Genomic DNA, 12,047 nt, shown 5'->3' with positions numbered 1-12,047 from the left:
GAAAATGCGGCTTATTTGAAGCGGTAGGTGATCCGACCCTTGGTCAGGTCGTAGGGGGTCAGTTCGACCAGCACTTCGTCACCGACCAGCACGCGGATGCGGTTCTTGCGCATCTTGCCAGCGGTGTGGCCGAGAATTTCATGATCATTCTCAAGGCGCACGCGGAACATGGCGTTGGGGAGAAGCTCCACAACCTGTCCGCGCATTTCAAGCAGTTCTTCTTTGGCCATAATATCCCAGAATCGAAAAATCGCGCCGCCATAGCGCCAAAACGTGGAAAATGGAAGTCAGGACGCAGAACCGAAATAATCACCGGCTGCGACGAGGGCCGCGAAGACGGCATCGAGCTGCTGCGTATCGATGCAATAGGGCGGCATGAGGTAGATGGTGTTGCCGAGCGGCCTTAGCAAGAGGCCGCGTTCCAGGAAGAAGGCACGCAGGCGCGGCGCGAGATCTGACAGATAGCCAGCGTCGGCCGCAACCAGGTCGATCGCCATGATCGTGCCGATCTGGCGCGGGTTGGCGAAGGCGGGGTGGCCGGCCAGCAAGGCCAGCCGATCGGCGATGCCCTGCGCCAGCGCCGCAATCCGTCCACGCACATCCTCTTCGGCCCAGATGGCGAGATTTTCGGCAGCAGCAGCGCAGGCGATCGCGTTCGCGGTGTAACTGGACGAATGGTAGAAGAGGCGCGCCCGGTCGGTCGAGCGATGCGCCTCGAAGATGCGCGGGGTCGCCAGCGTCGCGGCAAGCGGAATGGCGCCGCCGGTAATCCCCTTGGCCACAGCCATGATGTCGGGCACCACGCCCGCTTGCTCGCAGGCGAACAGCGTGCCGGTGCGGCCCCAGCCGGTCATCACCTCGTCCGCGATGAACAGCACATCGTGGCGCGCGCAGATATCGGCCATCGCCCGCAGCACATGCGGCGGATAGATCAGCATCCCACCGGCTCCCAGGATCAGGGGTTCGACGATGAAGGCGGCCGGGTGATCGGCGCAGGCCGTCTCCAGTGCGGCAAGCGTCTCCTGCTCGCGACCGGGATGCGGGAAAGGGACAGTGCCGACATCGAACAGCAGGGGCGTCCAGGCGGCATTATAGACACCGCGCTCACCGATCGACATCGCCCCGATCGTATCGCCATGATAGCTATGTTCCAGCACCAGGATGCGGCTGCGCGCCTCGCCCAGCCCGTCGAGCGCGCGATTATGCCAATAGCCAAGCGCCATCTTGAGCGCCACTTCCACCGCGGTCGATCCGCTGTCGGAAAAGAAGACATGGGCGAGGGGATCGCGGCCCGGCGTCTGTGGCATGAGATCGACCAGGCCGCGCGCCACTGCCTCGGCCGGTTCATGGGTATAGCCCGCGAAGATCAGCTGATCGAGCTGCCCAGCCTGGCGCGCGATGGCCGCGGCGATGCGCGGATGGCAATGGCCATGGGTCGTCACCCACCAACTGGAAATGCCATCGATCAGACTGCTGCCATCGGCCAGATGCAGGATCGCGCCCTCTGCCCGGATGACATGGGGAATAGGCTCGTTGAGGCCGTGCTGGGTGAAGGGGTGCCAGACAGGAGAGGTCATCGGCGTCCCCTACGCCCGATCGGCGGCCAAGGCTATGGCTTGTCCTTGCGATCCACCGGCGAGATGCTGGGTAGCACGGCTGCCGTCGGCACCACGACCGTGGGCACCGCGACATGGATGTCGACCCGGCGATTCTTCGCGCGACCTTCAGGATCGTCGCTGCCATCCTCCTTGGCATTGGGCGCGACCGGCCTGGTTTCGCCCAGCGCGATCAGGCTGATGCGATCCTTGGCGATGCCCTTTTCGACCAGATAGGCCTCTACCGCCTCGGCCCGGATGCGGGAGGCTACGCGATTGTCGCCGTCATTGCCCTTGCTGTCGCTATGGCCGCGCAACGTGATCGCCCCGCCGGTCTTGATCGCCGGGGTTTCGACCAGCGTATCGAGCGCGGCGCGGGCGGCATCGTCCAGCTTCAGCCCGGACGTGCCAAAGGCGATGGTAGCGTCGAGCGGTTCGATCTTCGGCGCTTCGGGTTCGGCCACTTCGGGGCGCAGGATCGAGCGGACCGGCTCGGCGACGTTATCGGCCTCGTTCGCGGCTATATCATTGCCCAACGCATTGGCTGCGTTGGCTACGTTATCAACAGCATTGCCTGCGGGCCGATCACAGGCCGCCAGCATGACGCACAGGGCCAGCGCGGGGGCGAGCCTCCTCATTCCTCCTCTCCTTCCGGTTTCTTGCGGGTCTTTGATGCGGGCGGCACATAGGACAGGATCGTGTCGCCCGGCTGTGGCGTCGGTCGCGACGCATGGGTGAAGAAGCGCATCGTGCCGTTCTTGCGGAGCAGCAGGAGCATGTCGGCATCGGCCGGCAGGTCGGCCTTGGCCGCCTCGAAATCAAACTGGTCGCTGATCCGCGTCTTGCGGAAGGTCCAGCCGGCATCCTCGCGGATCATGATTTCCTCGACGCCGAGGCCTGAATCGAACAGGGCGCGGCCACGCAGCGATTCCGGCAGCGCGCGCGGATCATGATCGTCGCTGGCGTCGCCCAGCTGATAGACATTGTCGCGGCCGACTTCAGGCGCAAACTCGTTGCAGACGAGCGCGTTATAGGCCTCATTCTCCGACGTGGCGGCGAGCACCTGGAACTGGGTCAGGTCCAGCCGCTCCTCGGTCGCCTCCGCCAATATCTCGCCATGATAGGTCGGGATGCCGCCATGGCGGGCGGGGGCCAGACGCTGCCAGCTATTGTCGGCGATCATCACCGGCACCTCCAACTGGCGCAGCTGGGCGGCAAGGCTGAGGCTGAAGGGCGTGGCGCCGACCAGCAGCAGGCCCTTGTCCTGCGCGCCCGTGACCTTGAGCAGCCGGGCGACCGGCTTGATCGAGAAGCCATGGAACAGGATGGTCGCAACCACAATCGAGAAGGACAGGGTGACGAGGATCGCGCCATCGCCATAGCCCAGCCGATCGAGCCGCAGCGCGAACAGGCCGGAAATGGCGACCGCGACGATACCGCGTGGCGCAATCCAGGCGACCAGCAGCCGTTCGTTCCAGGGCACCGGCGAGAAAGCGAGGCTGAGCAGCACCGTCGCCGGGCGGACGACGAACAGCAGCACCAGCAGATAGGCGAGGAAGCGCCATTCGAACTGGCGCAGCACATCAAGGTCGAGCGAGGCCGACAGGATCACGAACACGCCCGAGATCAACAGGACGGTGACATTTTCCTTGAACGGTTGGATGTCGCGCAGGGAATCGAATTTCATGTTGGCGAGCGCCACGCCCATCACCGTGACGGTGACGAGGCCGGTTTCCGCCTGGATGAGGTTGGAGAGAACGAACACGCCGATCACGGCGACCAGCAGGATTGGCGCTTTCAGATATTCCGGCACATGGCCGCGCTGGAACGCCCAGCCGATCGCGCGGGCGGCGAGCCAGCCGATCAGGCCGGCGATGATCGCGGCAGCGACCAGCGACAGAATGACGGCCGCCAGCGTGCTGCCCTCGCTCGACCGACGCAGATATTCGTATGTGGCAAGGCCGAGCAGCGCGCCGACCGGATCGTTGACGATCGCTTCCCATTTGAGGATCGCGCGCGGCCGGGCGGCGACGTTGGACTGGCGCAGCAGCGGCAGCACCACGGTTGGCCCGGTCACCACAAGAATGCCCGCAAACAGGATCGCCACCGGCCAGACGAGGCCCGCGACATAATAAAGGGCGAGCGCGCCCAATATCCATCCGATCGGCGCGCCCAGCACCACCAGCCGGGTGACGGCGCCGTCGGTCTTGCGCAGTTCGCGGAAATTGAGGCTGAGCCCGCCTTCGAACAGGATCAGGGCGACCGCCACCGACACCATGGGTTCGAGCAGTTCGCCAAAAGTGAGTTTGGGATCGATAAGGCCGGTCACCGGGCCACCGATGACGCCGGCGGCGAGCATCAGGGCGATGGCGGGCCAGCCGGTGCGCCAGGCAATCCATTGGGCGCCGATGCCCAATATGCCGATCAGCGCGATTACAAGGGCCTGTTCATGCATGGCCGGGACCATAGACAGGCGAAGCCGCCATGGTCACCCCCTTTATTTTCAACGATCTGGGGAACCGGATCGCAGAGCGGGAATGGCGGGCAAGGGAGAACCCGCCATTCCCGTGGCAAATATGCTTATTGCTGCGGCGGGGTTGCCGGATCAGCCGGGGTCGCCGGGCTGGCGGGCGCGGCCGGTGCCGGCGTGCCGGCGGCAGCCTGAATCCGCTGCTGCAGGGCCGGGTCGGCGGCCGCAGCCTGGCCGATGGCGTTGAACTTTTCGGGCGGAATGCCCTTCGACTGCAGCGCGGCCAGCATCTTGGGCTGCTTTTCCGCGGCGGCAATCGCATTGTCCGACTGGATCTTGGTCACTTCGACGGCGGCGGCCGCGAACTGCTTGATGTCGGCATCGCTGAAGTTGCTGGCGCTGGCGGCGGGGGCCGATGCTGCGGGGGCAGCGGGCGTCTGGGCCGACACGGAATAGGCTGCCAGCAGCGCGACCGACGCGACACCGGTCTTGATGATGTTCGAAAGGTTGAGACCCGTCATGTGCTTCTCCTTGGCTTTGCTACCGCCCAAAGCTGTGGACAAAGCAGGCCGGGGAAAAGTCCGGACAGGATGAAGCGTGGCATTAGAAAGATGGCGGAAAAGTTCCGGTCAGCCTGCCGCGAAGGGGAAACGATCGGTCGTGGGCCTCATTTCCATGCCGCAACGAAAAAGGGCCGCCCGATGAGCGGCCCTTCCCGATTCTGCTTACCAGATCTTCACCCGATCCTTGGGATCGAGATAGATCTTGCCGCCCGGCGCGGGCTTGAACGCATCATACCAGGCGTCGAAATTGCGCACGATGTCGGCGCGATATTGCGACGGCGCATGCGGATCGGTGACCAGGCGCTGGCGCAGATTGGCCTCGCGATAATTACGGCGCCACACCTGTGCCCAGCCCAGGAAGAAGCGCTGGTCGCCGGTCATGCCGTCGATCACCGGCGCGGCCTTGCCGCCCAGCGAGGCATGATAGGCGTCGAGCGCGACGGCCAGGCCGCCCAGATCGCCGATATTCTCGCCCATGGTGAAGGCGCCCTTCACATGCGCGCCGGGGAAGGGCTCATAGGCGTCATATTGAGCGCCGAGCTTGGCGGTCAGCGCCGTGAAATTGGCGACGTCCTGATCGGTCCACCACTGGTTGAGCTTGCCGGTCTCGTCATATTTCGCGCCCTGGTCGTCGAAATGATGGCTGAGTTCATGGCCGATCACCGCGCCGATGCCGCCATAATTGACCGCCGGATCGGCATTCGGGTCAAAGAAGGGCGGCTGTAGGATGGCGGCCGGGAAGACGATCTCGACCATGCCGAAATTGGCATAGGCGTTGATCTCCATCGGGGTCATGCCCCATTCCCAGCGATAGATGGGCTTGCCCAGCTTGCCGATATTATAGTCGAAGTCGAACTGGTTCGCGCGCATCGCATTGCCGAACAGGTCGCCCGATTTGATGGTCAGGCCGCTATAGTCGCGCCAGCGATCGGGATAGCCGATCTTGGGCGTGAAGGCGGCCAGTTTCTTGTGGGCGCGGGCCTTGGCCTCGTCGCTCATCCACGGCAGGCCGTCGATGCGGCGGCCCATAGCGGACAGGACATTCTTGACCAGCTGGTCCATCGCCGCCTTGGTTTCGGGCGGGAAATATTTGGCGACATAGACCTTGCCGACTTCCTCACCCAGCGATTCCTTGAGGAAGGTGACGCCGCGCTTCCAACGTTCCTCGCGCTCGGGCGTGCCCGACAGGGTGGTACCGAAAAAGGCGAAATCGGCGCTGGCGATGTTGTCGGGCAGATAGTCGGCATAGCTGTGGACGCTACGCAGCAGCAGGCTGTCCTTCAGCACGCCGATCGGCGCCTTGGCAATCAGCGCGGCTTCGCCGGTGACGGCGGAGGGCTGGGCGACCAGCAGGTCGGTGGGCTTGAGACCAACGGCGCCGAAATAGGCGGCGAAGTCGAAACCGGGCGCGGCCTTCTGCAGCGCGGCGAGGGTCATCTTGTTATAGGTCTTGTCCGCGTCGCGGCTGTCGACCTGGGTCCAGTGGACCTTGGCGATCTCGGTCTCGAACGCCATCAGCGCGGCGGCGCGCGCCTTGGCATTGGGTTCGCCCAGCAGGGTCAGCATCTGTTCGAGATGGGCGACATAGGCGGTGCGGACCGCCGCCATCTTCTCGCCCTGATCGAGATAATAGTCGCGGTCGGGCAGGCCCAGGCCACCCTGCATCATCGAGAGGATGTAGGTTTCGGGATCCTTGTCGTCCTGGCCGACATAGAAGCGGAACGGGCCGCGCACGCCGGCACGGGCCGCCTTGCCGGACAGGGCTGCATAGGCCTTCAGATCCTTGACCGCGCCGATTTCGGCGAGCCAGGGCTTGATCGGGGCAAGGCCCTTCGCCTCGACGGCCGCCGAGTCCAGATAGGTCGCATAGGCGACGCCGATCTTGCTGTTCGGATCGGTCTTGGCGCCGTCCAATATCTCGCGGGTGCGCTTCTGCGACAGTTCATCCAGCACGGTGAAGGCGCCATAGTTGGACTTGTCCGCCGGGATCGGCGTGTTCTTCAGCCAGGTGCCATTGGCATATTCATAGAAATCGTCGCCGGGCTTGACCGAGCTGTCCATGCCGGCGGTGTCGAAGCCGTAAGTGCCATAGGTCGGCTTGGCGGCCGGGGCAGTGGCGGTCGTGGTGGCGGGCTGGTCGGCATAGGCCACGGTCGCGGCGAGCGCGAGGCCGGTGGCGGCAGCGCCCATCAGGAGGAACTTCATGAAGGCTATTCCCTTGCTTCGTCTGGATCGGACGTCATTCACTCTGTCCGTTCTGGCGGGCAGTTCAACGCCCGTCAAAGCGGCATGTCCATGTCGTTGGTCGAAAATTATCGGCCGTTGAAATTATCGGGAAGGTGTATGTGCGCCCTGAAGGCGGCCGCCAGACTGTCCCGGTCGAGCGGATCGAGCAGCGGCAGGCGCCCCAGGCTGGGGACGCCGGCGATGTGCGGGATGATCCGCTCATTCTCCTCATGCGCATCCCCGATGAAGGCGATGCCGACGACATGGACACCGCGCGCGCGCAGCGCCTCTATGCTGAGCAGGCTGTGGTTGATCGTGCCAAGGCCGGTGCGAGCGCACAGGATTGCGGGCTGGCCCCAATAGGCGAACAGGTCCGCCATCAGCAGGCTTTCGCTGACCGGCACCAGCACGCCGCCGGCCCCTTCCACCACCAGCGGCCCGTCGACCCTGGGCAGGGCCAGGCGATCGAGCGAGATGTCGACGCCATCGATCCGCGCGGCAAGATGCGGCGAGGCCGGCGTGGCGAGGCGATAGGCTTCGGGCAGGATGCGTTCGGGCGGCAGGCCCGACAGGGTGGCAACCCGCTCCTTGTCGCCCTGCGGATCGACGCCGGCCTGGATCGGCTTCCAATAATAGGCACCCAGCGCCGCGGCGAGGCCGGCGGCGAAGACGGTCTTGCCAATGTCGGTATCGGTGCCGGTGACGATCAGGCGGGTCATCGGGCGACCCGGCGCAGCACGTCGCCCAGCGCGATCACATCAGCCCGCCCGACATTGAGCGAGAGCGAGATGCGCAGGCGGCTGGTGCCGGCGGGCACGGTCGGCGGCCGGATGCCACGCACGTCAAAGCCGGCCTCCTGCAAGGCGGCGGCGGCGGCCATGGTGCGCGCATCCTCGCCCAGGATCAGCGGGATGATCTGGCTGCGCGGACGGGGCAGGCCGAGCGGCGCGCAGATCGCCTCGACCGCGTCCTGGCGCAGCGTCGCCAGCCGGTCGCGGCGATTGTCGGCGGTCTCGATCCGGTCGATCGCGGCGGAGGCGGCGACCGCCATCAGCGGTGACGGCGCGGTCGAGAAGATGAAGGGGCGGGCGCGGTTGATGAGATAGTCGATATGGATGCGCGGGCCGCAGATCAGCGCGCCCTCCACGCCCATCGCCTTGCCACAGGTGTGGAGGGTGATGACATTGTGCAGCCCGTCGAGGCCGGCCGACAGGCCGCGCCCGCCGGGACCGAAGACGCCGGTGCCATGGGCTTCGTCCAGCAGCAGCATCGCATCATGGGTGGCGGCCAGCTTGGCGAGATCGCCGAGCGGCGTCATGTCGCCGTCCATCGAATAGAGCGTTTCGACCGCGATCCAGATCCGGCCCTTGCCCCCTTCGGCGCGGAAGGCGGTGATGAGGTCGGCGAAGCTCTGCAGGTCATTGTGACGGGCGAAGACCGCGGTCGCCTTCGACAGGCGGATGCCGTCATGGACACTGGCATGGATCAGTTCGTCCGCGACGATCAGGTCGCCGCGCTGTGGCAGGGTCGCGAACAGCGCCATGTTGGCGAGGAAGCCATTGGCCAGGAACAGCGACGCCTGGGTGCGGAAGAATTCCGCGGCCTTGGCCTCCAGCCCTTCATGTTCGGGGGCATTGCCGCGCAGCAGGCGCGAGCCGCCCGAACCGACCGGCACGCCGCGCGCGACGGCATCGGCAACGGCCTGGCCGATCATCGGATCGGACGCGAGGCCAAGATAGTCGTTGGAGGCAAAATCACGCCCGGCGCGAGGGATCAGGTGGCGCAGGCGCCCCCGCGATTCAAGCGCTGCGAGTTGCGTGCGGAAGGGTTCGCTGCTCATGGCCGCGGGCTATAGGCCCCCACCCCGAGCCGGGCAAGCAAGCGCTTAACTTCGCACATTTCCCGCACATTTTGTCATCTTCATTCAAATGTGGGAAATTTCGTTACAATGCTGTTCGATCGCCGAGGCCGGGCAATATAGGGCGGTGACATGCTGTAGGACAGCATAAGCGGCATATCGGCAAAGGGCAGGCGCCCTGTTGCTTGGTTGCGTCCGCGCTGCGCGGTCGATAGCCTCGGCATCCTCCCTCCCCGACGAGTACCCCGTGTCGATGCGTTCCGTTGCCTGCCGTCTTGCCGTCTTCCTGTTCGCCCTGTTACCCGGTCTGGCCCATGCCCAACCCGCCAATCGGCCGACCCCCGGCTATACGCGGGTGGCGATTGATACGTCGGTCGGGACCATCATCGTGGCGCTCGACCAGCGCCGGGCGCCGCTGACCAGCGCCAATTTCCTGGCCTATGCCGACGACCAGCGGCTCGACGGCACGGTCTTCTACCGGGCGGCGCGGCGCAAGAGCGATCCCAGATATGGGCTGATCCAGGGCGGGATCGATACCGACCTGCGCCGGGCCTTGCCGCCGGTCCGGCATGAGCCGACCAGCCAGACCGGGATCAGGCATCTCGACGCGACATTGTCGATGGCCCGGCCCGACCGGCCCAATTCGGCATCGGGCAATTTCTTCATCACGGTAGGCCCGACGCCGAGGATGGACGCGCAGGGCAGTTCGATCGGCTATGCCGCCTTTGGCCATGTGGTGGCCGGCATGGACGTGGTGCGTCGCATCCTGGCGGTGCCGACCTGTTGCGGCACGGGGCCGATGCGCGGGCAGATGATCGTCAAGCCGATCATCATCCGGCATGTGCGACGGCTGGACGGAAAGGCGCGGCCGACCGGCAAGGTGAAGCCCTGGCTGATCCCGCGGGCCAAGCCGCGCCCGAAGAAGTGAGGGATCAGGCGATCGCCGCCTGACCGCGCATCCAGTCGCGTCCGGCATTGCGCGGCGGCCGGGCGGTGAAGCGCTTCCAGGCCTGTTCGTGGAAGAAGAAGGCGACCGCATTGACCATCGGTTCGACCAGCGCGATGCCGCCGGCCAGCGCGACCGATCCGGTCATCAGATAGGCGACGGTGAAGCCCACGGTCAGGTGGATCGACAAATAGGTGGCGGTCTTGATGAGATCGAGCGACATGGCGGAACCCCTTTGAAAGCTGTTGCCCGATAATTAAGAATTGTTCGCAATAATCGCCAATGGCTTTTCCCGCTGGCTCTGATCGTTCCGGGCGATCAATATGGCGCAGGGAGGATCTTCATGACGGGACGGATCAGGGTCGGCATCGGCGGATGGGTCTATGAACCCTGGCGCGGCAGCTTCTATCCCGTCGGCATGCGCCAGAAGGATGAACTGGCCTATGTCGGCGTGCAACTGACCGCGACGGAGATCAACGCCACCTATTATAGCAGCCAGAAGCCGGCGACCTTTGCCGGCTGGGCGCAGGCGGTGCCCGACGGCTTCCAGTTCGCGGTCAAGGCGTCGCGATTCTGCACCAATCGCCGCGTGCTGGCGGAGGCGGGCGAGTCGATCCAGAAATTCGTCCAGCAGGGGATCGTCGAACTGGGCGACCGGCTGGGGCCGATCCTGTGGCAGTTCATGCCGACCAAGAAGTTTGACCCCGATGATTTCGGCGCCTTCCTGCAATTGTTGCCGGCCAGCGTCGATGGCGTGGCGCTGCGCCATGCGCTGGAGGTGCGGCACGAAAGCTTCGATGATCCGGCCTGCCTGGCGCTGGCACGCGACGCGGGCGTGGCGGTGGTGCTGGCCGATCATGACGATTATCCGGCAATCACCGGCCATGATGTCGGTTTTTCCTACAGCCGGCTGATGCGCAGCCGGGAGGAAGAGGAGACCGGCTATACCGCGACGGACATCGCCGGCTGGGCCGATCGGGCAAAGGCGCAGACGGCGCAGGGCGACGCCTATCTCTTCTACATCAGCGGCGCCAAGGTCCGGAACCCGGCAGCGGCGCGCGCGACCATCATGGCTCTGGAGCAACAGCTGTGACATAATTGCGTTTGATGCAATTGGCATGTCAGGCTTTGCGATTGTTACAATGATGTGAAATCATCATATGGCGCTGCATCCCGATCCGGGATGTCGTTCCAATGATGGAGTCCAATATGCGTCAGGCCTTTCAGGCGACTGCGCTGGTGGTTGCGGTCAGCGTCCAGATGCTGACCTTCTACTCGGTGCTGTACGCTTAAGCGCAGATCGCGCTCATCCTTGTCCCGCCAATGTGGGGCATAAAAAGGCCGCCCAGGGCATATGCCGGGGCGGCGCTTTTGTATCCGGAAACCCTGCCTTCCGGTGGCGGCGAGGGATCAACCCTCGGCCAGCCAGCCGGCGAGCAGATAGGCCACGACGCCGATCGGGCCCAGGGCGCACAGGGTCAGCAGCACCAGGGCAACGCGGATCAGCGTGACATCCAGCCCGGTGCGGTTGGCGATGCCGGCGCACACGCCCATGATCTTCGCGTTGCGGCGGTCGAGGGTGAAGCTGTTGTTCATGGATCTGGCCTTCAATAATATCTGTGATGGGAAAGGGGCGGTTGCCCGATCAGGCGATCGGGGCAACCGGAACCGCCGCGCCGACGAACAGGCTGGCGAAGATGACGGCGCCGACAAAGGCGAGGGCGACGCTCTGGAACTTGGCGATGGACATGATACTCACTCCCTAGATATTTCCTGGCCGGACCGTCCGGCCTTGATGTCAGACGATATTGCAGGCGGCGTGCCAGTTTCGATTTTTGGCGGAAATCCGTGGGTTTTCCTCAGAGGCTTATTTTTCCGTAATGCGAAAAAATCCGATGGTTGGGAAAATTCGCCGTCAATCGGTGAAAGTTACAGGTAGGCAATGAATAGGCCGTTGCTTTTCGTTTATGGCACGCTGCGACCGGGCCTTGATGGGCCGATGGCGCATTGGCTTGCCGATCGCGCCGAGTGGATCGGGGCCGGCTGGATCGGCGGGAAACTCTATCAGGTGGCGGATTATCCCGGTTTCGTGCCGGGGGAGGCGGGGCGCGTGCATGGCGACCTGTTCGCGCTGCCCGAAGCGGAGGCGCTGCTGGCGCAGCTCGACGCCTATGAGGAATGCTCGCCCGACGATCCGTTGCCCCATGAATATCGGCGCGAACGCCGCATGGTGGAAACGACGGATGGCCCGGTCTCGGCCTGGGTCTATCTGTACGCCCTGTCCGTTACCGGACATCGGGTGATCGCCAGCGGCGATTATCTGGCGGAGCGCTGATCCGCTGGAATGGATGACTCTGGCCTCTGGACGGGCAGGGCTGCCTTGCGCCTG

General features: G+C 64.7%; 13 protein-coding genes. 3 read left to right on the top strand and 10 right to left on the bottom strand.

Annotated features, from left to right (window positions below):
• Nucleotides 1-11: 11 nt before the first annotated feature.
• The 8 genes from infA to DIZ22_RS15080 all read right to left on the bottom strand — a co-directional run bounded on the left by infA (nt 12) and on the right by DIZ22_RS15080 (nt 8,694).
• Nucleotides 12-230, bottom strand: a complete 219-nt coding sequence (gene infA / locus DIZ22_RS15115; protein ID WP_003049127.1) for a translation initiation factor IF-1 — start codon at nt 228-230, stop codon at nt 12-14.
• 57 nt (nt 231-287) lie between these two features.
• Nucleotides 288-1,577 (bottom strand): adenosylmethionine--8-amino-7-oxononanoate transaminase, encoded by a 1,290-nt coding sequence (locus tag DIZ22_RS15110; protein ID WP_010339537.1) that lies wholly within the window; start codon nt 1,575-1,577, stop codon nt 288-290.
• 32 nt (nt 1,578-1,609) lie between these two features.
• Nucleotides 1,610-2,233 (bottom strand): OmpA family protein, encoded by a 624-nt coding sequence (locus tag DIZ22_RS15105; RefSeq protein WP_010339536.1) that lies wholly within the window; start codon nt 2,231-2,233, stop codon nt 1,610-1,612.
• Nucleotides 2,230-4,062, bottom strand: coding sequence for a sodium:proton antiporter (locus DIZ22_RS15100; RefSeq protein ID WP_010339535.1), 1,833 nt, complete (start codon nt 4,060-4,062; stop codon nt 2,230-2,232). Before DIZ22_RS15100 ends, DIZ22_RS15105 begins: the two co-directional genes overlap by 4 nt.
• A gap of 113 nt (nt 4,063-4,175) precedes the next feature.
• Complete coding sequence (locus DIZ22_RS15095) at nt 4,176-4,586, bottom strand: DUF4168 domain-containing protein (RefSeq protein ID WP_122928370.1); 411 nt, start codon at nt 4,584-4,586, stop codon at nt 4,176-4,178.
• A 204-nt stretch (nt 4,587-4,790) separates the two neighbouring features.
• A complete protein-coding gene (locus DIZ22_RS15090) occupies nt 4,791-6,833 on the bottom strand; it encodes a M13-type metalloendopeptidase (RefSeq protein WP_048939422.1) in 2,043 nt (680 codons plus the stop codon).
• A 107-nt stretch (nt 6,834-6,940) separates the two neighbouring features.
• Nucleotides 6,941-7,573, bottom strand: a complete 633-nt coding sequence (gene bioD / locus DIZ22_RS15085; RefSeq protein ID WP_010339533.1) for a dethiobiotin synthase — start codon at nt 7,571-7,573, stop codon at nt 6,941-6,943.
• Nucleotides 7,570-8,694, bottom strand: coding sequence for an 8-amino-7-oxononanoate synthase (locus DIZ22_RS15080; protein WP_010339532.1), 1,125 nt, complete (start codon nt 8,692-8,694; stop codon nt 7,570-7,572). Before DIZ22_RS15080 ends, bioD begins: the two co-directional genes overlap by 4 nt.
• Before the next feature lie 271 nt (nt 8,695-8,965).
• Between DIZ22_RS15080 and DIZ22_RS15075 the strand changes: the two genes are divergently transcribed.
• Nucleotides 8,966-9,640 carry a peptidylprolyl isomerase gene (locus DIZ22_RS15075; RefSeq protein WP_048939421.1) on the top strand — a complete coding sequence of 225 codons (675 nt, stop codon included), beginning with the start codon at nt 8,966-8,968 and terminating at the stop codon, nt 9,638-9,640.
• A gap of 4 nt (nt 9,641-9,644) precedes the next feature.
• Here the strand turns inward: DIZ22_RS15075 and DIZ22_RS15070 are convergent, their stop codons facing one another.
• Nucleotides 9,645-9,881, bottom strand: coding sequence for a DUF2061 domain-containing protein (locus DIZ22_RS15070; protein WP_017499658.1), 237 nt, complete (start codon nt 9,879-9,881; stop codon nt 9,645-9,647).
• Nucleotides 9,882-10,001: 120 nt separating this feature from the next.
• On the opposite strand from DIZ22_RS15070, the gene DIZ22_RS15065 reads away from it, so the two are divergent.
• Complete coding sequence (locus DIZ22_RS15065; RefSeq protein WP_048939420.1) at nt 10,002-10,751, top strand: DUF72 domain-containing protein; 750 nt, start codon at nt 10,002-10,004, stop codon at nt 10,749-10,751.
• A gap of 317 nt (nt 10,752-11,068) precedes the next feature.
• Here the strand turns inward: DIZ22_RS15065 and DIZ22_RS15060 are convergent, their stop codons facing one another.
• Entirely contained in the window at nt 11,069-11,254 is a 186-nt protein-coding gene (locus tag DIZ22_RS15060; protein ID WP_004208760.1) for a PspC domain-containing protein, read from the bottom strand.
• A 346-nt stretch (nt 11,255-11,600) separates the two neighbouring features.
• Here DIZ22_RS15060 and DIZ22_RS15055 point away from each other — a divergent pair, with 346 nt between their 5' ends.
• Entirely contained in the window at nt 11,601-11,993 is a 393-nt protein-coding gene (locus DIZ22_RS15055; RefSeq protein WP_029547989.1) for a gamma-glutamylcyclotransferase family protein, read from the top strand.
• The last annotated feature ends 54 nt before the right edge of the window (nt 11,994-12,047 follow it).

The organism is Sphingobium sp. LF-16 (genome assembly GCF_003711185.1).
Lineage (GTDB): Bacteria > Pseudomonadota > Alphaproteobacteria > Sphingomonadales > Sphingomonadaceae > Sphingobium > Sphingobium yanoikuyae_A.
Note: the sequence above shows the minus strand (reverse complement) of the source record. Positions and strands in the feature narration are given on the sequence as shown.

Bases quoted from the DNA above. Each gene is read 5' to 3' on its own strand.
- infA (WP_003049127.1), bottom strand. From the start codon at position 230: ATGGCCAAAGAAGAACTGCTTGAAATGCGCGGACAGGTTGTGGAGCTT.
- DIZ22_RS15110 (WP_010339537.1), bottom strand. From the start codon at position 1,577: ATGACCTCTCCTGTCTGGCACCCCTTCACCCAGCACGGCCTCAACGAG.
- DIZ22_RS15105 (WP_010339536.1), bottom strand. From the start codon at position 2,233: ATGAGGAGGCTCGCCCCCGCGCTGGCCCTGTGCGTCATGCTGGCGGCC.
- DIZ22_RS15100 (WP_010339535.1), bottom strand. From the start codon at position 4,062: ATGGTCCCGGCCATGCATGAACAGGCCCTTGTAATCGCGCTGATCGGC.
- DIZ22_RS15095 (WP_122928370.1), bottom strand. From the start codon at position 4,586: ATGACGGGTCTCAACCTTTCGAACATCATCAAGACCGGTGTCGCGTCG.
- DIZ22_RS15090 (WP_048939422.1), bottom strand. From the start codon at position 6,833: ATGAAGTTCCTCCTGATGGGCGCTGCCGCCACCGGCCTCGCGCTCGCC.
- bioD (WP_010339533.1), bottom strand. From the start codon at position 7,573: ATGACCCGCCTGATCGTCACCGGCACCGATACCGACATTGGCAAGACC.
- DIZ22_RS15080 (WP_010339532.1), bottom strand. From the start codon at position 8,694: ATGAGCAGCGAACCCTTCCGCACGCAACTCGCAGCGCTTGAATCGCGG.
- DIZ22_RS15075 (WP_048939421.1), top strand. From the start codon at position 8,966: ATGCGTTCCGTTGCCTGCCGTCTTGCCGTCTTCCTGTTCGCCCTGTTA.
- DIZ22_RS15070 (WP_017499658.1), bottom strand. From the start codon at position 9,881: ATGTCGCTCGATCTCATCAAGACCGCCACCTATTTGTCGATCCACCTG.
- DIZ22_RS15065 (WP_048939420.1), top strand. From the start codon at position 10,002: ATGACGGGACGGATCAGGGTCGGCATCGGCGGATGGGTCTATGAACCC.
- DIZ22_RS15060 (WP_004208760.1), bottom strand. From the start codon at position 11,254: ATGAACAACAGCTTCACCCTCGACCGCCGCAACGCGAAGATCATGGGC.
- DIZ22_RS15055 (WP_029547989.1), top strand. From the start codon at position 11,601: ATGAATAGGCCGTTGCTTTTCGTTTATGGCACGCTGCGACCGGGCCTT.